This is a genomic window from Microbacterium sp. HD4P20 (assembly GCF_019449275.2).
In the GTDB taxonomy this organism is placed as follows: domain Bacteria; phylum Actinomycetota; class Actinomycetes; order Actinomycetales; family Microbacteriaceae; genus Microbacterium.
The window spans coordinates 139,621-161,420 of record NZ_JAHZQZ020000017.1; the positions used below are offsets into that span (position 1 = coordinate 139,621).

Below are 21,800 nucleotides of genomic sequence, written 5' to 3' on the forward strand. Positions count from 1 at the left end.
CGTCAGCCTACGCGGGCGGCACGCCGACGACGGGTGTGGCCGCGGGCGCTTCCCGCGGGTCGGGCAGGGCGGGCAGCGTCCACTCGACGGGGTCGCCGCCGTGCTCGAGGAGCAGCGCGTTCGCACGGGAGAAGGGCCGCGACCCGAAGAACCCTCGACTGGCCGACAGTGGCGACGGATGCGGCGACTCGATGATCGGCGTCGACCCCAGAAGCGGGCGCAGGCCGGCGGCATCCCTCCCCCACAGGATCGCGACGAGCGGCCTGTCGCGCGCCACCAGCGTGCGGATCGCGTGCTCGGTGACCTTCTCCCAGCCCCAGCCCCGGTGGGATGCCGGGGCCCCCGGCGCGACCGTCAGCACGCGGTTGAGCAGCATGACACCCTGATCGCTCCAGGCCGAGAGGTCGCCGTGCGGCGCTCGCGGGATGCCGAGGTCGGCCTCGAGCTCCTGGTAGATGTTGGCGAGGCTGCGCGGCAGCGGGCGCACGTGAGCGTCCACGGCGAACGAGAGTCCGATCGGATGCCCCGGCGTCGGGTACGGGTCCTGCCCGACGATCAGCACCTTGACGTCGTCCAGCGGCCGCTGGAACGCACGCAGCACCCGGTCACCGGCCGGTAGGTAGCGCCTGCCGGCGGCGACCTCGGCGCGCAGTCGCTCGCCGATCGCTGCGATGTCGGCGGCGACGGGCGCGAGCGCATCGGCCCAGCCCTCATCGATCAGGCCCGCCTCGGCCAGTTCCGCAAGCGTCATCGCCACGGCCGCGCTCCCGCAGTTCGCCGGCGACCCCCTGCCGCGTGCGTCATGCCCGCGTCACCATGGTCGTCATGACGAGCTCCACTGCCCCGTCGACCGCGGTCGAGGTGAACGCCACCGTCACCGCATCGAGATCGCCCAACGAGGCCACATGAGTTCCGCCGCACGGGATGCGTGCAGCGGTGCCGGGCAGCTCGCACACCCACGTGCGGCGGTCCGCGAGCGTATCGCCGTCCGGTTCGATGCGCACCGGCGCGCCCGTGGCGATCCATTCCGCCAGTCGGCCGTTCACGCCGGCGGCGAGGCCGTCGAGGTCGTCGAGCGCCGCGGGGTCGAATCCCTTGCGGCGCAGCGACTTGCCGATGCGGTACACATCTCGCGAACCGAGCGGCAGGATGCGCGACTCCTGGATCGCGAGCGCGTCGAAGCCCGGGGCACCGAGCGCATCGACCGGAACGTCCTTGCGCCACGCGCCGGCCAGCGCCGCATCGAGGGCGAGAGCGGCGAGATGGCATCCGGTGTGTCCGGCCGAGAGCTCCCCACGGAAGGCAGCGTCCGCCCGCACCTCGAGCTCGTCGCCCGCAGCGACGGGGTTCCCGTCCACCACGTGCGCGACGACGAACGTCCATCCCGGCGTGCCGGTACGCACGGGAACGTCACGTCCGATCAGCAGCTCCCCGTCGCGAACCGCGCCCACGACCGCATCGACGACCGGGATCTCGACACTCCCCGCCACCAGCGCGCCGCGATCGGCGGGCTGGTCGGGCCACGCGGTGTCGACGGGGTGGAAGGCGGTCGTGTCCAGCACCACCGCCGTGCGGCCGTCGCCGGCATCCGCGACGTGCAGCACGGTGCCCCGCGAGGTGGTCGCGCCGCCCGGGTAGGTCACGACCGTCGCCGGGATCACGAAGCCTCCACGCCGCGAGGGCGCAGCGGTCCGCGTGCCAGCAGATGCTGCGCCGACTGCGCCACCGGGCGCATGGTGATGAGGTCGAGGTTCACGTGTCCGGGCGCGTTGAGGGCGTAAGCGATGACATCCGCCACGTCCTCCGCCGTCAGCGGCGACTCGACGCCTTCGTACACGCGCTCGGCCGCGACGGCGTCGCCGCCGAGCCGGTTGACGGTGAACTCGGGCGTGTGCACCATGCCCGGAGCGACCTCCACGACCCGGATGGGTTCCCCATTGAGCTCGAGGCGCAACGCGTGCGCCAGCATCGACTCCCCTGCCTTGGCCGCGTTGTAGCCGGCACCGCCGGCGTATGCGGTCTGCGCGGCGGTCGAGGTGACGAAGACGGTGTCGGCGTGACCGTCGGATGCCGCGGCTTGGCGCAGCTGCGGCAGCAGCGCCGCCACGAGGCGCTGAGCCGACAGCACGTTCACGTCGAACATCCACTGCCAGTCCTCGACCCGGCCGTCCTCCACGCGGTCGGCGCCGCGCGCGCCCCCGGCGACGTGGACGAGGGCGTGCACCGGCCCGCCCGCCAGGAACGCCGTGAGCGCCTGGACATCGGCGTCGGAGGTCAGGTCGGCTGCGTAGGCGACGGCGCCGACCTCGGCCTCGAGTGCCGCGAGCCGATCGGCGCGCCGCGCGACCGCGACGACGTCCCATCCCGAGCCGCGCAACGCCCGCGCCGCGGCTTCGCCGATTCCTGAGCTCGCTCCGGTCACCACTGCACGTCTGGTCGCCATGCTTCCACGGTAGCCCGTCCGATGTGACGTTACGCCGCATGTCCACGGCCTTGGCATGGCCTGGCACGCTCCGTAACCTCGGACACGGCTGGGGGCAGGTGCCTCCGGCATCCGATCACGCAGGAGAAGGCCATGTCCGCACCCGAGAACTGGCGTTTCGAGACCAAGCAGATCCACTCGGGGGCCCAGCCCGACCCGGTGACGAAGGCTCGCGCGACGCCGATCTACCAGACCACGTCGTACGTCTTCGACAACGCCGATCACGCGGCCAACCTCTTCGCGCTGGCCGAGTTCGGAAACATCTACACCCGCATCCAGAACCCGACACAGGCGGTCGTCGAAGAACGCCTCGCGGCCCTGGAGGGGGGCACCGGTGCCCTGCTGCTGGCCAGCGGCCAGGCGGCGGCGACGTTCGCGGTCCTCAACATCGCTCAGGCCGGCGACCACTTCGTCTCGTCGAGCTCGATCTACGGCGGCACGTACAACCTCTTCAAGTACACCCTGGCCAAGCTGGGCATCGAGGTCACCTTCGTCGAGAACCAGGACGACCTCGAGGAGTGGCGCCACGCGGTGCGCCCGAACACCAAGCTCTTCTTCGCCGAGACGATCGGCAACCCGAAGATCAACGTGCTCGACATCCGCGGTGTCGCCGATGTCGCGCACGAGAGCGGCGTGCCGCTCATCGTGGACAACACGATCGCGACGCCGTATCTGATTCGCCCGTTCGAGTACGGCGCCGACATCGTCGTGCACTCGGCCACCAAGTTCCTCGGCGGCCACGGCACCACGATCGGCGGCATCATCGTCGACGGCGGCACCTTCGAATGGTCGAAGAACGTCGAGAAGTTCCCCGGCCTCACCGAGCCCGACCCGTCCTACCACGGTGCGTCGTACACCGCCGCCGTGGGCGACGGCCTCGCCTACATCATCAAGGCGCGCGTGCAGCTGCTTCGCGACCTCGGTGCGGCCATCTCGCCCAACAGCGCGTGGCTGCTCATCCAGGGCATCGAGACGCTGTCGCTGCGCGTGGAGCGTCACGTGCAGAATGCCCAGGAAATCGCGGAGTGGCTCGAGAACCAGCCCGACGTCGCCTCGGTGAACTACTCGGGCCTGCCGACGTCGCCGTGGTACGCGGCCGCGAACAACTACGCCCCCAAGGGCGTCGGTGCGGTCCTGTCGTTCGAGTTGAAGGGCGGCGTCCAGGCCGGCCGTGAGTTCGTCAACTCGCTCGAGCTGTTCAGCCACCTCGCCAACATCGGCGACGTGCGCTCGCTCGTCATCCACCCCGCCTCGACGACGCACTCGCAGCTGACGCCCGAGCAGCAGCTGACCACGGGCGTGACACCGGGTCTCGTGCGCCTGTCCGTCGGTCTGGAGAACATCGACGACCTCAAGGCCGACCTCGAGCAGGCGCTCGAGGTGGCCCGTCGCGTGTCGGAGGCCGCGCGCGCCTGATTCGTGCGATCGACGACGGATGCCGCAGCCCGCACGGGCTGCGGCATCCGTCGTTCTGCGTGTCGGAATAAGGTGAAGACGTGGCCGCACACGACGACGACGCTGCGCGCATCGCGCGAATCTACGACGATTTCGGCCGCAGCTGGGCGCACGGGACCTCACCGTTGTACGAGGAGTGGTCCATCGGTATCGGCGCCGACCCCTCGTTGCCGGGCCGCCTTGCAACCCTCCCGCGGCGTCAGCAGCAGCCGAACCTCCTGTTCGCCGCCGCACGGTGGGCCGGTGCTCCCCTGGCGCCCTTCACGCAGTGGCGCGAGTGGCTCGACGCGCACTGGGACGAGGTGATCCAGATCGGCTCCTCGCGCGCGACCCAGACCAACGAGGCCAACCGCTGTGCGACGTTCCTGCCACAGCTCTCGCGTATCGACGGGCCGGTCGCCCTCCTCGAGGTCGGCACGGCTGCAGGCCTGTGCCTGTACCCCGACCGCTACGGCTACGCCTATGACGCTCCTGGTGGCGTCCGTCGCATCGAGCCCGAGGACGGCCCCTCACCCGTCCGCCTGGAGTGTCGCGTCGACGACGATTCGTCGGTGCCCGAGCGGCTGCCGCACGTGGTGTGGCGTCGCGGCATCGACCTCTCGCCCATCGATGTGCGGGACCCCGAGGCGATCGACTGGCTCGCGACGCTGATCTGGCCGGGCCCCGACCACGACGCGCGGGTCGCCCGCCTGCGCGCGGCCGCCGCGGTGGCGGCATCCGACCCTCCCGAGATCATCCGCGGCGACCTGATCGAGACGGTGACGGATGCCGCCGCCACCGCACCCGCCGGTGCCACGCTGGTCGTGTTCCACAGCGCGGTGCTGCTCTACCTCGACGCCGACGGTCGCGAGGCGTTCGCCACGATCATGCGAGGGCTCGGGGATGCGATCGGGCGGAAGGTCGTCTGGCTGTCGAACGAATCGACAGGCGTCTTCCCCCGTATCGACGCGCTGCTGCCACCGGGATCGGACGTGGGTCCGCGGTTCGTGCAGTCCCGCGACGGCGCTCCGGTCGCGCTGGTGGGCCCCCACGGAGCGGTCTACGACACCACGCCGTTCCGAACGTGACTCGCCGCCCCGCGTAACAGACCCCTTTCTCCAGAGGGAAGACGAGAGAATGGGCGGATGGACTGGCAGACCTCCGAAGACACGGTGCCCAGCGCGCCGGTGACGGAGGCCGACGCCCGCCAGCTGCTGGGCCGCCCGCCGGCCACGGGCGCGTGGCGAGACGGCGACCCGCCGGGTGACCGAAAGTTCGCCGCATTCGGATCGTTCCGGACGGAGGGCGGCAGCGAGCTTCCCGCCTACCGCCTCGCGTACGAGACGTGGGGCGAGCTCAACTCCGCGCGCGACAACGCGGTGCTGGTGCTGCACGCTCTGACCGGCGACAGCCACGTGCGCGGCCCTGCCGGCGCGGGGCACGCGACGTCCGGATGGTGGGACGACATCGTCGGACCCGGCGCTCCTATCGACACCGACCGGTGGTTCGTGATCGCGCCGAACATGCTCGGCGGATGCCAGGGGTCGACGGGTCCGGCATCCATCGCTCCCGACGGCTACGAGTGGGCCGCGCGCTTCCCGTACCTCACGATCCGCGACCAGGTCGCCGCGCAGGTACGGCTGGCCGACGCGCTCGGCATCGACGTGTGGGCGGCCGTCGTGGGCGGCTCGATGGGCGGCATGCATGCGCTGGAGTGGGCTGCCGGGCTGCCCGAGCGCGTGGCGCGGGTGGGCATCCTCTCGACACCTCCCGTCAACACAGCCGACCAGATCGCGCTGAACTCCGTGCAGATCGAGGCGATCCGCATCGATCCGCGGTTCCTGTCCGGCGGGTACTACGACTCCCCCGACGGCGACGGCCCGACTCGCGGCCTCGCTCTCGCGCGCCGTATGGCGCTGCTGAACTATCGCTCACCGACCGAGCTGAACCAGCGGTTCCAGCGCACGTGGCAGTCCGGCGTAAGCCCGCTCGGCGACGGCGGCCGGTTCGCCGTCGAGTCGTACCTGGACTTCCACGGCAACAAGTTCACGCGCCGTTTCGACGCGAACTCGTACGTCACGCTCGTCGAAGCGATGAACTCGCACGACGTCGGCCGCGATCGCGGCGGCATCGAGGATGCCCTGGCGAAGGTGACCGCGACGACCCTCGTCCTGGGCATCGACAGCGACCGCCTGTTCCCGATCGACGGCCAGCATCGCATCGCGCGCGGCATCCGCGACACGCTCGACGGGGACCGCTCGGTCGTGCTGACGAGCGACTTCGGCCACGACGGGTTCCTCATCGAGACGCACGCCGTCGGCGGGCACATCCGGCGCCTGCTCGAGAGCTGAGCCTCGTCGCCGTCGAGCCATGCACCGCCTCGACGACGCCGCGACGCCGGACGCGCGTTCTTCCTCTTCGCAGGCACTATTGACAAAATTCTTCCTTACATAAAAACTGTGTTGTATGGAAGAAGTCGCGTACCTTGACCGGATCGAGCAAGCCGAAACGTTGCTCAAACCGCATCGCCTCACTGTGCTGAAGGAGCTGGCGACACCGAGCACATGTGGCGAGTTGGCCGCCCGCTTGGACCAGTCCCCCCAGCGCATCTACTACCACGTCAAACGGCTCCAAGCCGCGGGGCTGGTACACATGGTCGCCGAACGCAAAGTCAGGGGCCTGACCGAAGGGGTTTATCAAGCTGCAGCCAGAAAGTACTGGCTGTCGCCCGCGATCGTCGGCACGCTCGAAGATTCCTCCCGACATGGCGACGACCAGAACCTCGCCCGGCTGCTCGACCTTTCCGAGCAGGTTCAGCGCGACATCGCCACCCTCGACAGCGAGGCCGCACGTCTGCCCTCCGTCGGCATATCGGGCGACATCCGTGTGCTTCCCGCTCAGCGGGAAGAGTTCCTGTCAGCACTCCAAGGGGCGCTCACGGAGCTGTTCACAAGATACGGCGGCGCCGAGGGTGACGCATTCAAGGTGGCGATCGCCTGCTACCCGGTGAGCGAGGGTCGGTCGTGAGCGATTCGATCACGATGAGCGTGCGCGCCGAAGGCCCTCCCGGCGTCGTCCACGCCGCATTGACACAGCCCGCGGCGATGGTCGAATGGCTCTCGGAGTTCGCCGATGTGGAACTTCCTCACCACTATCGGTTCTGGGGCCGGTACGTTCCCGACGGCGAAGAGCCCCGCCAGACCCTCGTCGCCGCTACCGACACCTCGCTGCGCTTCCAGTGGCTCATCGCCGATCGGCCCACCACCGCCACGATCGAGCTGAAGCCGCTTGACGATCTCGCGACGGCCATCACGGTGACCCAGGAGGGCTTCGATGCCGCCGATCTCGGCCCGCTCGGCCAGCTGCAGACATTCTGGGCGCTGGCGCTGGCCAATCTCGTCGATCTCGTGGAGGAGCGGGACACCACCCCGCGCGCCGACCTGACCAGCACGGAGCTGCGGGCGGCGGTCGACATCGCCGCCCCCACCGACGCCGTGTTCGACTCGCTCATCTCTTCGGAAAAGGTCAGCGCGTGGTTCGGCTTCCCGATCGAGATCGAGCCGCGAGAGGGCGGCCGATTCGGCTCCGGCCGCATCGTCGAGCTGGATCCCGACCGCGGCATGTCGGTCGACTTCCCCGGCACCGGGATCGCCACCTGGACCCTGGAAGGGTCAGGAGGACACACGCGCCTCACCATCGCCCAGAGCGGGTTCGACTCGAACGAGCCTCCGTACACGTCGTGGATGGGCGTCCTCAGCGGAATCGCAGAACTTCGCCGCTTCCACGAACTGACCGACTGGCGACCGATCTGGCTCGCCGAAGAAGGGAATCCGGCATGAACACCGCACCTTCCGTCGCTCGATCAGCTATGACCGCCGGGCTGCTCGCCTGCGCCATTGCGGGATCCGCGCTGTTCGTCGTCACCGTCCTCGTGCAATCGGTGACGAGAGTCGGGTTCGACCCGCGCGTGCACGCCCTGAGCATGCTCGCACTGGGAGACCTCGGCTGGGTCCAGACGACCAATTTCATCCTGAGCGGAGCTTTGATCCTCGTTTCCGTCGCCGGATTCCACCGCGCACTCTCGCCGGGACGCGGCCGGACCTGGGGGCCGATCCTCATCGGACTCTTCGGAATCGGGCTGATCTGGGGCGGGCTCTTCCCGACCGATGCCGGACTCGGATTCCCCGACGGCGCGCCATCCGGCATGACCGAGCCCACTCTCGTCGGAACGCTGCACAATCTGTCCCCCACCCTGATCGCCGTGAGTCTCGTGGCCGCGTGCATCGTGCTCGCCCGACGCTTCGCGGGTGAGAAGCGATGGGGATGGACGGCGTACTGCATCGCCACGCCCGTCGCGTACCTCGTGCTCGGCTTCGCCGCCTTCCCGCTCGGAGATTTCCGATGGGTGCTGGCCGGCGGTGCGATCATCTGGACCTGGCCGGCTGTCGTGGCAGCGGGTCTTCTTCGAGAGGTCCGCTCCGGCTCGCGCGCCGAGCCGGAGCCATCCCACCGGGGGGCGGCAGCATGAGCACCGAGAAGGCTTCGACGCCGGACGAGTTCTTCGCGGCTTTGCCTGAGGAGGCGAAGTCAGAGCTCGAACGGCTCCGCACCGTCATCCGCGCTGCTGCCCCCGACGCGGCAGAAGGGCTCGGATACGGCATCCCGACATATCGCGTGAACGGGAAACCTCTCGTGTCGCTCGGCGTCGCGGCGAAGCATCTGAGTCTGTATGTCATGGACACCGACTTCGCACGCACCCACGCGGATCGTCTCAGCGCTTACGACACGGCCGGCGGAGCGATCCGATTCACGCCCGCTCATTCCCTCCCGACCGAACTGGTCGAGTGGGTCGTGGCTCAACGGCTGAACGACCTTCGCGCGACCTAGCGATCAGGACCGGCGCGGCCACCGATCCCGTCGCTGCGCTCGTAGCGCCAGGGCAGCGCGCCGATCTCGAGCCGATGGCGGGTGCCGGATGCCGTGGCCGTTGCCGTGGCCGTGGCCGTGGCCGTGGCATCCGGATCATACTCGGCGTCGTCCTGCCACAGCAGGATCGGCCCCTCGCCACCCCGGCGCGCGATCGTCTCGAAGCGCTGGACGCCGGCCAACCGCACCGCGTCTGCGAGCGAAGCCGCGTCGGAGTGCACGCTCAGCTCGTGCAACGTGACCCACGTCGGCGGGTAGAGGGTGAGCTCACCGCGGCCGTGCCGCGCGATGGCGTCGGCCGGCCGGATCCACTCCGCCGCGACGGCTTCGTCAGCCGCCAGGGCGAGCGGCGCGCTCGGGGCATGAGCGACGAAGAACCACGTGCGGATCCGCAGTGGCAGCCCGGGAGGCGGATCCCAGCACGACAGCGTCACGAGTGCGGCCGGGTCGACCACGAGCCCGGTCTCTTCGAACGTCTCGCGCGCGCCCGCGCGACGTGCAGCGTCCGCTTCGGCCTCTTCGGCGCTGCGCCGGTCACCCTCCTCGAGCTTGCCGCCCGGGAACACCCACGCGCCCGCGAACGAGCCGCGATCGGGGCGCTCGATCAGCAGCACCTCGACGCCGTCCGCGCCATCGCGCACCAGCACGACGGTGGCCGCGACCGGAATCGCGGCATCCGACGCTTCCGAAGCGACACCGGGCCGCGACTGGTCCACCACGTCGGCGAGCGCCCGCACCGCACGGTCGGCGGGCGTCGGCTGCGGCATCCGCCCACTCTAGTCACCGCCCGATCACCGGAGCCCCGCGCCCGCGCCGTCGAAAGGGCCCGTACACAACGTCGGATCCGCAGATGCGGACGTGAGGCACGACACGCCGCGACCGGGGCGGCCGCGACGGCGTGTCGCCCGTCGGCTCCGCACCTGCGGATCCGATTCTGTGTCAGGGGCGGGGGCGTGGGCAGGCAGACGCAGCTGACCGGGGGGCCGACGCAGCCGACGGCGGCCGACGCAGCCGACGGGGGCCGACGGGGCCGACGGATGCCGCGACACAAGCGCGCGGCGTCAGTCGGGCATTCTCCGGACCCGGTCAGGCGCCGAGGCGCGGCATCCGTCCAATCGGTTCGGAGCCGTCCCCCTTGACCGGATGCGAGGGGTCAGTCGGTGTCGTCCTGGCGCTCGATCGCGGACTCGAGCCGGTCGATCTTGCCGTCCAGTTCGCCGGAGTAGCCCGGGCGGATATCGGCCTTGAGTACCAGCCCCACACGAGACCCGTACGGCTGCACGGCCTCGGTCGCGCGCCGGACGACGTCGAAGACCTCGTCCCACTCCCCCTCGATCTCGGTGAACATCGACGTGGTGCGGTGCGGCAGACCGCTGTCTCGGACCACGCGCACGGCCGCGGCGACGGCGTCGTGCACCGATCCGTCGGCGTTTCCGGTGCCGCTGGGAGCGACGGAGAAGGCGACGAGCATGAGAACCTCCGGTTGGTGGATGGGTCAGGAAACGGTGGACGGATGCCGCGCACTGCGCGGCACGCGAGCCAGACGCGCGACCGCCCACGCGAAGAGCGCGAGCATCACGAGGTTGCGCAGCGCCAGGACGGTCGCGCCGAAGGCGTCGGCGACGATGATCCGGTCGTAGAACACGGGGTAGACGAGTTGGGTGAGGAGGGCGGCGACGAGCGCCACCACCGCCGGGAGCAGCCAGCGGCGCCGGTCGAGCACGAGCCCGATCGCGACCGGAGCGATCAACCACGTGAGGAACTGGGGCGATCCGACCTTGTTGAACACGATGAACGCCAGCACGAGACTCAGCGCAAGCGGCGGGAACAGCGTCACGAACCGTGCGCCCCGCCAGGCCAGGAACGCTCCCAGAGCCGCGATCGAGAACACTGCCACGACGAGCACCGGCGTCATCGCCGCGATGACGCCGTCTACCCCCGGGCCCGTCACCTGGAAGGTCAGGATGTCGCGGTCGTAGTAGACGAGCGCGCCCGGCACACCGGCGACCGCCTGCCACAGGTAGATCGCCGAGATCGGCGCCTCCAGCTGCAGCCCGCGCCCGGTCTGCCCGGCGACGAAGCCCAGCAGATGGGCCCCGCCGCCCGCGGCCACGACCGCGACGGCGGTCAGCCCGGTCACGATGAGCGCCCCGCCCACGACCACGAGGCGGCGACGCAGCGCGACGACGGCGGCGGCGAGCAGCGCCGCCGGCCACACCTTCATCCACGTCGCGACCGAGAGCAGGATCGAGGCCACGAGCGGGCGCCCCGCCAGCCACAGGCACCCCGCGAGTGCGAGAGGCACGGTGATCCCGTCGAGCCGGTACATCCCCACGGGACCGAGGAGCAGCGCGAACCCGAGCCAGAACGCCGCGGCGAGCATCCGCCCGTTCGAACGGCCGCGACCGACGAGCATCGCGAAGGCGAGCGCGTCGGCGAGTGTGACGAGCAGCGCCCACGCCACCTCGTAACCGGCGATCCACTCCAGCCCCAGTGCCAGCACCATCGGCAGGATCGCCAATTGGGGATAGATCCACGCGTGCGAGATGCCGGCGACCCCACGACCCTCGACCGCATCGCGCGCCCAGGGCTCGTAGACGAGATACACATCGCCCATGGGGATGTTCGGCAGCACGTACCCCAGGACCGCGACGAGGACGTGAACCACCACGAAGGCGATCCACAACCAGCCTCGCCTCGACACGGTACCGATCTTAGGCCGCGCCGCCCTCACCGCTTGGCAGCGCGAGCATCTCGCCGACGGCGTAGGGCAGCGCCTCGGCGACATCCAGCGCCGTGATCGGACCACCGCGCGGCCCGAACTTCTCCGATGCGAGAGCAGCCGCGCGCGCGTGAAGGAACGCCCCCGATGCGGCGAGCCGGGCGAGCGACGCGGCATCGCCGGCGCGGCCGTCGGCGACCGCACCCGCAACGAGCGCGCCGATGACGCCGGCCAGGACGTCGCCGGTTCCCGCGGACGCCAGCCACGGCGTCCCAACCTCGACGACCGTCGCCCATCCGTCCGGCGCGGCCACCACGGTCGTCGCACCCTTGAGCAGCACGACAGCTCCTGTCGCGGCGGCGGTGTCGCGTGCCGCCGCGACCCGGTCGTGTCCGGCAGGTGCGAGACCGATCGTCGCGCGAAGTCGCGCGTGCTCACGCTCATGCGGCGTCAGGATGCGGGGTGCGGTCGACCCCGCTGCGAGGTCGAGCGCACCGGCGTCGACCACGACGGGATCCGTGTCAGAGAGCAAGGCACGCAGCGCGTCGGACTCGTCGGCGTCACGGGCGGCGGCTGGTCTCACGCGTCCAGAGGCTCCGCCCGGCGCGCCAGCGCCGGCCGGAGGGGACGTGGGGATCGTTCCGGATCCGATCGTCCACGCTTGAACCCGACCGTCCGTCGTCACCGTCTCGGGCCGCCGGGCGAGCACGAGCGCGCTGGGTCGCGGCGGACCGAGATAGCGCACCATGCCCACGCCGGTGCGCCATGCCGCCTCCACGCCGAGCACGGCAGCGCCAGGATACGCCTCCGAGCCGGTGCGCACCCCCAGCACTCCTCGGGAATACTTGTCGTCGGCGGCCGTTGGCCTCCGCAAGGCACGTGCCGCGTCGTGGATCGTCCAGGACCCCGTCATGCCCTCACAGTACTGGTGGCACACGCCGCCGCATCCCGACCCGACCCGCGGAGGCCGCACGCGTGAGCCGACTCTTCACCCCGATGACCCTGCGCGACATCACCGTGCGCAACCGCCTCTGGGTTTCACCGATGTGCCAGTACTCCGCCGTCGACGGAGTGCCGCAGGAATGGCATCACACGCACCTGACGCAGTTCGCATCGGGCGGCGCGGGGCTCGTGATCGCCGAGGCGACGGCCGTCTCGCCCGAGGGGCGGATCTCGCTGGAGGACACCGGGCTGTGGAACGACGCCCAGCGGGATGCCTGGGCGCCCATCGTCGCCGGCATCCGGCGGCGCGGGGCCGTGCCTGCGGTCCAGCTCGCGCACGCGGGCCGCAAGGCCTCGACATGGTCACCGTTGTCGGGACGACGCGGATCGGTGCCCGCCGAGGAGGGCGGCTGGACGACGGTTGCGCCTTCGGCGGTCGCGTTCGACGGCTACGCCGAGCCGCTCGCGCTCGATCTCGCCGGCATCGATCGGGTGGTCGCCGGCTTCGCCGCGGCCGCGCGACGCGCCGTCCACGCCGGTTTCGAGGTGCTCGAGATCCACGCCGCCCACGGCTATCTGCTCCATCAGTTCCTCTCGCCGCTGTCGAACCTGCGCGACGACGAGTACGGCGGCTCGCTCCCCAACCGCGCGCGGCTGCTGCTTCGGGTCATCGACGCCGTGACGGATGCCGCGCCGGACGTGCCGCTTCTGGTGCGGTTCTCGGCGACCGACTGGGCCGACGGCGGCTGGGACGCCACCCAGACCGCGACGGTCGCGCGCTGGGCAGCCGATCGCGGCGTCGACTTCTTCGACATCTCCAGCGGCGGCCTGGTCGCACACCAGCAGCTCACGACAGGGCCCGGCTACCAGGTCGACCTCGCCGCCCGCATCCGTACCGAGGCCGGCGTCCCCGTCAGCGCGGTCGGCATGATCGACGACGCCGCCCACGCCGAGCGGGTTCTCCGCGCCGGCCACGCCGACGCGGTCATGGCCGGCCGGGAATGGCTGCGCCAGCCGCACTACGGTCTGCACGCCGCCGGCGAGCTCGGCGTCGAGATCGACTACTGGCCGCCGCAGTACGTCCGCGCTCGGCGACGCTGAGCGCAGCCGCCGGCGTCAGTACCCGCGGCGGCGCGTCGCGTCCTGCACCTCCCCGATCAGCTCCTCGATGATGTCCTCGAGGAACAGCACCGCCGTGATCTCGCCGGCGTCATCGCGAACCTGCGCGAGATGGCGCCCTGTCCGGCGCATGAGCGCGAGCGCGTCCTCCAGGTCGGTGGACTCGAGAACCGGCACCATGTGGTGGATGCGCTTGGGCGGGATCTGACGCGCGACGTCGGTCGCGGCATCCGGTCCCTCGGCTGCCCGCAGGATGTCCTTGAGGTGCACGTACCCCACCGGGGCGCCGGCGTCGTCGACGATCACGTACCGCGAGAACCCGTGCTTGGCCACCGCGCGCTCGATCTCATCGGGTGTGGTCGTGGCCGGTAGCGTCACCAGGTCGGCCAGCGGCACGGCGATATCGGTGGCCTTCTTGTCGGTGAACTCGACAGCCGCGGCCACCGTGCCGGACGTGTCGTCCAGGACGCCCTCGATGCGCGACTGGTTCACGATGGTCGCGACCTCCTCGAGCGTGAAGGTCGAGGCGGCCTCGTCCTTCGGCTCTACGCCGAACAGGCGCACCACGTGATTGGCGATCCAGTTGAGCGTCACGATCACGGGATGGAACAGCTTCGACACCCACACCAGCGGCGTCGCGAGCATGAGCACGGCACGGTCGGGAATCGAGAACGCCAGGTTCTTCGGCACCATCTCACCGAAGACGACATGCAGGTACGACACCAGCAGCAGCGCGATGAGGAACGCGATGGTGTCGACGGCACCGTCGCTCAGACCGGTGAGATGAAGCGGCTCGGCGAGCAGGTGATGGATCGCCGGCTCCGACACGTTCAGGATCAGCAGCGAGCAGATCGTGATGCCCAGCTGGCTGGTGGCCAACATCAGCGTGGCGTGCTCCATGGCGTACAAGGCGGTCTTCGCCGAGCGCGATCCGCGCTCGGCGAGAGGTTCGATCTGCGAGCGTCGTGCCGAGATGACGGCGAATTCGGCGCCGACGAAGAAGGCGTTGGCGATGAGCAGCACCACCAGCCAGGCGATTCCGGCCCAGTCGTTCATCGACGCTCACCTCCTTGCGTCGCGGCTTCGTCGTGCGGCATCGGCCTGGGGATGAAGCGAACCCGCTCCACACGCCGTCCGCCCATGCGCTGCACTTCGATCGAGCCGTCTTCGAGTTCGATCGCGTCGCCGACGACAGGGATGCGCTCGAGCACACTCATGATGAAGCCGCCCACGGTGTCGTACACGTCTCCTTCGGGGATGTGGATGCCGGTGCGGTCGAGCAGCTCGTCCGGTCGCAATTCGCCGGGGAAGATCACGGTGTCCTCGACACGCACGATGCCCGCGCGACGTCGGTCGTGCTCGTCGAGCACCTCGCCCACGATCTCCTCGACGAGATCCTCGAGGGTGACCACGCCCGCCGTGCCGCCGTACTCGTCGACGACGATGGCCATCTGGTAACCCCGCGCCCGCAGCTCCGACACGAGAACGTCCAGGTGCACGGCCTCGGGGAAACGCACCGGCTCGTTGGCGAGCGCCGCGGCGGGAACGTCGCGGCGGCGTTCGCGCGGCACGCCGACCGCGGCCTTCAGATGAACGATTCCGGTGATGTCGTCCATGGACTCGTCGTACACCGGAAAACGGCTGTGCCCGGTGCGCCGGGCGAGCTGGATGACGTCCTCGGCCGAGTCGTCGGCGGCGACGGCGTGCACGCTGGGGCGAGGCGTCATGACGTCGGCCGCGGTCAGACGAGCGAAGGTCAGAGTGCGATCGAGCAGCGACGCGGTGTCCTTCTCGAGCAGGCCGGCGCTCGCCGAGCGCCGCACCAGGCTCGAGAGCTCCTCGGCCGTTCGGGCGCCCGACAGCTCCTCCTTGGGCTCGATGCCCATGGCGCGCAGCACGCCGTTGGCGCTGCCGTTGAGCACGACGATCGCGGGACGGAAGACGGTGGTGAACCCGACCTGGAACGGGATCACGAGCTTTGCCGTCTGCCGCGGGACGGCGAGGGCGAAGTTCTTGGGCACGAGCTCGCCGATGATCATGGAGAAGATGGTCGCGATCGACACACCGATGACCGCAGCGAGTGGCCGCGAGACGCCGGCCGGGATGCCCCACGCGTCGAACACGGGCGCCAGCAGGTTCGAGATCGCCGGCTCCATCGTGTACCCGGTGAGCAGCGTCGTCAGCGTGATGCCCAGCTGCGCGCTGGACAGATGCGTCGACGTGATCCGCAGCGCGCTGATCGTCATCGCGAGACGGCTCTCGCCCGCCGCTTGGCGGGCCTCGAGGTCGGCGCGGTCGAGGTTGACGAGCGCGAACTCGCTGGCGACGAACAGACCGGTGCCGATAGTCAGAAGCAGCCCCACGCCCAACATGACGTAATCCATCACGCGTCACCCCCGTTCAAGCGGGATGCGGGTCGGTGGGGCGAGCGTCTGCAACTGGGAGGGTCGTCCATCGTGCGGACCAGTCTATGACAGCGTCTCCCGGTGAGACGGACCGGATGTCGGGGCACGGTCCTCGGACGAAGCGCGGTCTCGACGCACACCGCGTCCGGCCGATTCAAGCCCCCGGCGCGCGACACGCGCAAGAGCGACAACGCGGAGGACCGTGAGCGCGACGACATCGAAGAGGGGCGCCGCATTCGCAAAGCCCACGAGGACGACGACCGCGACCCCGGCACGGTGTGAGCATCCGGATGCGGCCGGCCGCGGCATCCGGACGGGCTACCAGCTGACCCGCAGGGCCTTGCCCTCTTCGTAGCCGGCGGCGGACTGCAGGCCCACGCGAGCGCGATCGTGGAACTCGGCCACGGTGGCGGCCCCGGCGTACGTGAACGACGAGCGCACGCCCGAGGTGATCATGTCGATCAGATCCTCGAGGCCGGGACGAAGCGGGTCGAGGTAGATGCGAGAGGACGAGATGCCCTCGGCGAAGAGCTCCTTTCGGGCCAGCTCGTAGGGGTCGAGCCGCCCGAACCGCTCGTGGACGGCCTTGGTCGAGGCCATGCCCCACGACTCCTTGTACACGCGGCCGGCTTCGTCGGTCTGCAGCTGACCCGGCGCCTCGATGGTGCCGGCGAACCAAGAGCCGATCATGACCGATGCGGCGCCCGCCGCCAGCGCGAGCGCGACGTCGCGCGGGTAGCGCACGCCCCCGTCGGCCCACACGTGGGCGCCCATGATGCGGGCCGCCTCGGACGTCTCGAGCACCGCCGAGAACTGCGGGCGGCCCACCGCGGTCATCATGCGGGTCGTGCACATCGCGCCGGGCCCGACACCGACCTTGATGATCGAGGCACCCGACGTCACCAGATCGTGCACGCCCTCCGCCGTCACGACGTTTCCCGCGGCGATCGGGATGCCGAGGTCCAGGTCGGCCACTTCGCGCAGCGCGCGCAGCATGCCCTCCTGGTGCCCGTGGGCGGTGTCGACGACCAGCACGTCCACTCCCGCGGCGGCGAGCGCCCTGGCTTTGGCCGCGACGTCACCGTTGATCCCGACGGCCGCCGCGACGATCAGGCGTCCGGAGGCGTCCACGGCCGGGGCATAGAGGGTCGACCGCAGCGCGCTGCGACGCGACAGCGTGCCGACGAGGTGCCCGTGCTGCAGGACGCACACGGTCTCGGCGCCGGCGGCGACGATCACGTCGAACGCGTGCCGGGCGCTCTCGATGTCGTCGGCGTCGACCGAGGCCGAGCGGCCGCGAGCGAGGTCGCCGAGCCTGGCATCGGGCAGGGCCGTGGCCAGACGGGTCGCCGGGATGACGCCGAGGATGCCGTCGGCATCGACTCCGACCGCCGACGCCGGGCCCACGCGCCCGGAGGCGCCGTGCGACCCGCCGGCGGCGCGTGGAGAGCGCGAGGGGACGGCCACCACGATGCCGTGCCCGTCGGATGCCGGAAGCAGGCGGGCAGCGTCGGCCACGGTCGCATCGGGCGAGAGCACGAGCGGCGTGTCCCACGTCACGGGTTGGTCCTTGACCCAGCGGATCGCGGCATCGAGTTCTTGCAGCGGCATATCCTGCGGCAGCACGCCGAGGCCGCCGCGACGGGCGAGCGTCGCTGCCAGCCGCGGGCCGGTGACGGAGTTCATGTTGGCCGACACGAGCGGGATGGTGGCGGGTGTGCCGTCGCCCGGCGAGAGGTCGACATCCAGGCGGCTGGTGATCTCCGACCGCCGCGGAACCAGGAAGACGTCCGAGTACGTCAGGTCGACATCGGGCGCTGCGCCGTAGAACTCCATGACTGCCAAGGGTAGTGACAGTTCCTGTACGGATAACGATGAGCGTTCTTTCAGCCCGGAGGCCGCCATCTGCCGGAACCGTGCGCGCAGACTGGGCTACGCTTAACAAGCGCGTGCGCGGGCTTCAGCAGCCCGACGCGTGACCACAACTTCACCGATGAAAGCAGGCGATTCAGCGTGTCGAGCCAGGTGACGGGCGTCGGGGTTTCGAACGAGGGCGAGTTCGGAGCCAACGAATGGCTCGTCGACGAGCTGTACGAGCAGTTCAAGATCGACCGGAATTCCGTCGACAAGGCGTGGTGGCCGGTGCTCGAGGCCTACCACCCGGTCGACGGCGAGGCAGCGACGGCGCCCGCGGCGCCAAGCGCTCCGGGTCCCGCGGCGCCAAGCGCTCCGGCCCCCGCGACAGCCGATCCGCCGCCGTCTCAGCCGGCAGCGGCCGAGCCCCGTCCGGTGACGGCACCCATTCCCGTGATCGGCACGCAGCCGGTCGCGCGCACGACGGCTCGTCCCGCGTCGCCGCAGCCGATCCCGGCCCAGGCACCGAAGGCCCAGCCCTCGTCCGCCGAGACCACCGCCGCCGACAAGGTCACGGTGCTCAAGGGCATGCCCAAGACCCTCGCGGCGAACATGGACGAGTCGCTGACCGTGCCGACCGCCACCAGCGTGCGCACCGTGCCGGCGAAGCTCATGATCGACAACCGGATCGTGATCAACAACCACATGTCCCGCACGCGCGGCGGCAAGGTGAGCTTCACCCACCTCATCGGCTGGGCGATCATCCAGGCGCTCAAGGAGTTCCCGAGCCAGAACGTCTTCTACGCCGAGGTCGACGGCAAGCCCTCGGTGGTGGCCCCCGCGCATGTGAACCTGGGCATCGCGATCGACCTCCCGCGGCCGGACGGCACGCGTGCGCTCCTCGTGCCGAGCATCAAGCGCGCCGACCAGCTCACGTTCGGCGAGTACCTCACGACCTATGAGGACCTCATCAGCCGGGCGCGCAACAACAAGCTCACAGCCGCCGATTTCCAAGGCACCACGATCTCGCTGACCAACCCCGGCGGGATCGGCACGGTGCACTCGGTACCCCGTCTCATGAAGGGCCAGGGCTGCATCGTCGGCGCCGGCGCGCTCGAGTACCCGGCCGAGTTCCAGGGGGCGAGCGACAAGACGCTCAACGAGCTGGCGATCGGCAAGACGATCACCCTGACCAGCACCTACGACCACCGGGTCATCCAGGGCGCCGGTTCGGGCGAGTTCCTCAAGAAGGTGCATGAGCTGCTCATCGGGCAGCGCGGCTTCTACGACGACATCTTCGCCGCCCTGCGCATCCCGTACGCGTCCATCCACTGGGCCTCCGACATCAACGTCGACACCGCGGAGCGCGTCGACAAGACCGCGCGCGTGCAGGAGCTCATCAATTCCTTCCGCGTCCGCGGCCATCTGATGGCCGACACCGACCCGCTCGAGTACATGCAGCGCACGCACCCCGACCTCGAGATCGAGAGCCACGGGCTGACATTCTGGGACCTCGACCGCGAGTTCGTCACGAACGGGTTCGGCGGCAAGCGCCAGATGAAGCTGCGCGACATCCTGGGCGTTCTGCGCGACTCGTACTGCCGCACCATCGGCATCGAGTACATGCACATCCAGGACCCGGGCCAGCGCACCTGGTTCCAGCAGAATGTCGAGGTCAAGTACCAGAAGCCCGGCCACGACGAGCAGCTGCGCATTCTCGACAAGCTGAACCAGGCCGAGGCGTTCGAGACCTTCCTGCAGACCAAGTACGTCGGTCAGAAGCGCTTCAGCCTCGAGGGCGGCGAGTCGCTCATCCCGCTGCTGGACGAGATCCTCCAGGGCGCGGCCGAGGCCGGCCTCGACGGCGCCGCCATCGGCATGGCGCACCGCGGACGGCTGAACGTGCTCACGAACATCGCGGGCAAGACGTACGGCCAGGTGTTCCGCGAGTTCGAGGGCTCGGTCGCGATCGGCTCGAAGAGCGGGTCGGGCGACGTCAAGTACCACCTCGGCACCGAGGGCACCTTCGTCGCCGACGGCGACGGCGGCCAGGAGCTGCCGGTGTACCTCGCCGCGAACCCGTCGCACCTCGAGACGGTCGACGGCGTACTCGAGGGCATCGTCCGCGCCAAGCAGGACCGAAAGCCGATCGGCACCTTCTCATGGCTGCCGATCCTCGTGCACGGCGACGCCGCGTTCGCGGGGCAAGGCGTCGTGGTCGAGACGCTGCAGATGTCGCAGCTGCGCGGCTACCGCACCGGCGGAACGATCCACGTCGTCGTCAACAATCAGGTCGGCTTCACGACCACGCCCGTGGACGCCCGCAGCTCGGTGTACGCGACCGATGTCGCCAAGACCATCCAGGCGCCCATCTTCCACGTGAACGGTGACGACCCCGAGGCCGTCACCCGCGTCGCGCAGCTGGCCTTCGCCTACCGCGAGCGTTTCCACCGCGATGTCGTGATCGATCTGGTGTGCTACCGCCGGCGCGGTCACAACGAGGGCGACGACCCCTCGATGACGCAGCCGCTCATGACGAACCTGATCGAGGCGAAGCGCTCCGTCCGTCGCCTCTACACCGAAGCGCTGGTCGGACGCGGCGACATCACCGAGGAAGAGTACGAGAAGGCCAAGCAGGACTTCCAGTACCGGCTCGAGATCGCCTTCGCCGAGACGCACGCGGCCGAGACCGGCTCCTCGCCGGTGGTGGTGCCGGATGCCCCGACCGAGCCGGCCGCGGGAGAGCCCGAGAGCACCGCGGTCTCGCGTGAGGTCGTGCACCTGATCGGCGACACGTTCGTCAACAAGCCGGACGGCTTCACGGTGCACAACAAGCTGCAGCAGCTGCTCGACAAGCGCCTCGACATGAGCCGCAACGGATCCATCGACTGGGCCTTCGGCGAGCTGCTCGCGTTCGGCTCGCTGCTGCTGGAGAAGACCAACGTCCGTCTGGCCGGGCAGGATTCGAGGCGCGGCACGTTCGTGCAGCGTCACTCGGTGCTGCACGACCGCGCGAACGGCCAGGAGTGGATCCCGCTGGCGAACTTGAGCGACGATCAGGGCCGCTTCTGGGTGTACGACTCGCTCCTGAGCGAGTACGCGGCCATGGCGTTCGAATACGGCTACTCGGTGGAGCGCGCGGACGCCCTCGTGCTGTGGGAGGCGCAGTTCGGCGACTTCGCGAACGGTGCGCAGTCGGTCATCGACGAGTTCATCTCGTCGGCCGACCAGAAGTGGGGCCAGCAGTCGAGCGTCGTGCTGCTGCTCCCGCACGGCTACGAGGGCCAGGGACCCGACCACTCGTCGGGACGCATCGAGCGGTACCTGCAGATGTGCGCGCAAGACAACATGACGGTTGCTCGCCCCTCGACGCCGGCCTCGTACTTCCACCTGCTGCGCCGCCAGGCCTATGCCCGTCCCCGTCGCCCGCTCGTGGTCTTCACGCCCAAGGCGATGCTGCGCCTGCGCGGCGCGACCAGCCCCGTCGACGATTTCCTGTCGGGGCGGTTCCAGCCCGTGCTCGACGACAACCGTGGTCTCGACAAGTCGGCCGTCAAGCGGGTGCTGCTGCACTCGGGCAAGATCCACTGGGATCTTCGGGCCGAGCTCGACAAGAACCCGAACCCCGAGATCGCCCTCGTTCGGCTGGAGCAGCTCTACCCGACGCCCGTCGCCGAGCTCAACGCCGTCATCGACGGCTACCCCGACGCCGAGCTGGTGTGGGTGCAGGATGAGCCCGAGAACCAGGGGGCGTGGCCGTTCATCGCGCTCGAGCTCATGCAGCACCTGAACGGACGCACCATCCGGCGCGTCTCGCGTCCGTCTGCCGCATCGACGGCCACCGGATCGCCCAAGGTTCACGCGGTCGAGCAGTCCGCAATCATGCAGAAGGCGCTCACGCTCTAAGAGCGCCGAC

At 70.0% G+C, this 21,800-nt stretch carries 20 protein-coding genes; 10 read left to right on the top strand and 10 right to left on the bottom strand.

Annotation, left to right across the window (positions count from 1 at the left end; all coding sequences use genetic code 11):
* Positions 1-7: 7 nt before the first annotated feature.
* From K0817_RS12800 to K0817_RS12810, 3 genes are read right to left on the bottom strand one after another with little or no spacing between them, the layout of a single operon-like run.
* Positions 8-757, bottom strand: a complete 750-nt coding sequence (locus K0817_RS12800; RefSeq protein ID WP_219981891.1) for a uracil-DNA glycosylase — start codon at positions 755-757, stop codon at positions 8-10.
* A gap of 43 nt (positions 758-800) precedes the next feature.
* Positions 801-1,661, bottom strand: a complete 861-nt coding sequence (locus K0817_RS12805) for a metal-dependent hydrolase (protein WP_219981892.1) — start codon at positions 1,659-1,661, stop codon at positions 801-803.
* Positions 1,658-2,443 (bottom strand): SDR family oxidoreductase, encoded by a 786-nt coding sequence (locus K0817_RS12810; protein WP_219981893.1) that lies wholly within the window; start codon positions 2,441-2,443, stop codon positions 1,658-1,660. The genes K0817_RS12805 and K0817_RS12810 overlap by 4 nt, the downstream gene beginning before the upstream one ends.
* Before the next feature lie 132 nt (positions 2,444-2,575).
* Between K0817_RS12810 and K0817_RS12815 the strand changes: the two genes are divergently transcribed.
* From K0817_RS12815 to K0817_RS12845, 7 genes are all read left to right on the top strand, one after another.
* A complete protein-coding gene (locus K0817_RS12815) occupies positions 2,576-3,898 on the top strand; it encodes a bifunctional o-acetylhomoserine/o-acetylserine sulfhydrylase (protein WP_219981894.1) in 1,323 nt (440 codons plus the stop codon).
* A gap of 80 nt (positions 3,899-3,978) precedes the next feature.
* Positions 3,979-5,004, top strand: a complete 1,026-nt coding sequence (locus K0817_RS12820; RefSeq protein WP_253735369.1) for a DUF2332 domain-containing protein — start codon at positions 3,979-3,981, stop codon at positions 5,002-5,004.
* 57 nt (positions 5,005-5,061) lie between these two features.
* Positions 5,062-6,267, top strand: coding sequence for a homoserine O-acetyltransferase (locus tag K0817_RS12825; RefSeq protein ID WP_219981895.1), 1,206 nt, complete (start codon positions 5,062-5,064; stop codon positions 6,265-6,267).
* A gap of 115 nt (positions 6,268-6,382) precedes the next feature.
* Complete coding sequence (locus tag K0817_RS12830; protein WP_219981896.1) at positions 6,383-6,943, top strand: helix-turn-helix domain-containing protein; 561 nt, start codon at positions 6,383-6,385, stop codon at positions 6,941-6,943.
* A complete protein-coding gene (locus tag K0817_RS12835; RefSeq protein ID WP_219981897.1) occupies positions 6,940-7,755 on the top strand; it encodes an SRPBCC family protein in 816 nt (271 codons plus the stop codon). Before K0817_RS12830 ends, K0817_RS12835 begins: the two co-directional genes overlap by 4 nt.
* Positions 7,752-8,444 (top strand): DUF998 domain-containing protein, encoded by a 693-nt coding sequence (locus K0817_RS12840; protein WP_219981898.1) that lies wholly within the window; start codon positions 7,752-7,754, stop codon positions 8,442-8,444. The genes K0817_RS12835 and K0817_RS12840 overlap by 4 nt, the downstream gene beginning before the upstream one ends.
* Positions 8,441-8,803: an iron chaperone gene (locus K0817_RS12845; protein WP_219981899.1), complete on the top strand. Its 363-nt coding sequence runs from the start codon at positions 8,441-8,443 to the stop codon at positions 8,801-8,803. Before K0817_RS12840 ends, K0817_RS12845 begins: the two co-directional genes overlap by 4 nt.
* On the opposite strand, the gene K0817_RS12850 is transcribed toward K0817_RS12845, so the two are convergent.
* The 4 genes from K0817_RS12850 to K0817_RS12865 form a co-directional block, all read right to left on the bottom strand.
* A complete protein-coding gene (locus K0817_RS12850) occupies positions 8,800-9,609 on the bottom strand; it encodes an NUDIX domain-containing protein (RefSeq protein WP_219981900.1) in 810 nt (269 codons plus the stop codon). The genes K0817_RS12845 and K0817_RS12850 overlap by 4 nt on opposite strands.
* A gap of 386 nt (positions 9,610-9,995) precedes the next feature.
* On the bottom strand, positions 9,996-10,313 hold the full coding sequence (locus K0817_RS12855) for a thiamine-binding protein (RefSeq protein ID WP_219981901.1): 318 nt from the start codon (positions 10,311-10,313) through the stop codon (positions 9,996-9,998).
* A gap of 24 nt (positions 10,314-10,337) precedes the next feature.
* Positions 10,338-11,546: a hypothetical protein gene (locus K0817_RS12860; protein ID WP_219981902.1), complete on the bottom strand. Its 1,209-nt coding sequence runs from the start codon at positions 11,544-11,546 to the stop codon at positions 10,338-10,340.
* A 10-nt stretch (positions 11,547-11,556) separates the two neighbouring features.
* The gene (locus K0817_RS12865; RefSeq protein ID WP_219981903.1) at positions 11,557-12,477 is read right to left on the bottom strand and encodes an ADP/ATP-dependent (S)-NAD(P)H-hydrate dehydratase; all 921 of its coding nucleotides are present in this window, start codon (positions 12,475-12,477) and stop codon (positions 11,557-11,559) included.
* Positions 12,478-12,539: 62 nt separating this feature from the next.
* Here K0817_RS12865 and K0817_RS12870 point away from each other — a divergent pair, with 62 nt between their 5' ends.
* The gene (locus K0817_RS12870) at positions 12,540-13,607 is read left to right on the top strand and encodes an NADH:flavin oxidoreductase/NADH oxidase (RefSeq protein WP_219981904.1); all 1,068 of its coding nucleotides are present in this window, start codon (positions 12,540-12,542) and stop codon (positions 13,605-13,607) included.
* A gap of 15 nt (positions 13,608-13,622) precedes the next feature.
* On the opposite strand, the gene K0817_RS12875 is transcribed toward K0817_RS12870, so the two are convergent.
* Positions 13,623-14,681: a hemolysin family protein gene (locus tag K0817_RS12875; RefSeq protein WP_219981905.1), complete on the bottom strand. Its 1,059-nt coding sequence runs from the start codon at positions 14,679-14,681 to the stop codon at positions 13,623-13,625.
* Positions 14,678-16,009 (bottom strand): hemolysin family protein, encoded by a 1,332-nt coding sequence (locus tag K0817_RS12880; RefSeq protein ID WP_219981906.1) that lies wholly within the window; start codon positions 16,007-16,009, stop codon positions 14,678-14,680. The genes K0817_RS12875 and K0817_RS12880 overlap by 4 nt, the downstream gene beginning before the upstream one ends.
* A 102-nt stretch (positions 16,010-16,111) precedes the next feature.
* On the opposite strand from K0817_RS12880, the gene K0817_RS12885 reads away from it, so the two are divergent.
* Positions 16,112-16,312 carry a hypothetical protein gene (locus K0817_RS12885; RefSeq protein ID WP_219981907.1) on the top strand — a complete coding sequence of 67 codons (201 nt, stop codon included), beginning with the start codon at positions 16,112-16,114 and terminating at the stop codon, positions 16,310-16,312.
* A gap of 36 nt (positions 16,313-16,348) precedes the next feature.
* Here K0817_RS12885 and K0817_RS12890 read toward each other — a convergent pair whose 3' ends face one another.
* Positions 16,349-17,866, bottom strand: a complete 1,518-nt coding sequence (locus tag K0817_RS12890; RefSeq protein WP_219981908.1) for an IMP dehydrogenase — start codon at positions 17,864-17,866, stop codon at positions 16,349-16,351.
* Between the two features lie 177 nt (positions 17,867-18,043).
* Between K0817_RS12890 and K0817_RS12895 the strand changes: the two genes are divergently transcribed.
* A complete protein-coding gene (locus K0817_RS12895) occupies positions 18,044-21,790 on the top strand; it encodes a multifunctional oxoglutarate decarboxylase/oxoglutarate dehydrogenase thiamine pyrophosphate-binding subunit/dihydrolipoyllysine-residue succinyltransferase subunit (RefSeq protein ID WP_219981909.1) in 3,747 nt (1,248 codons plus the stop codon).
* Positions 21,791-21,800: the final 10 nt, after the last annotated feature.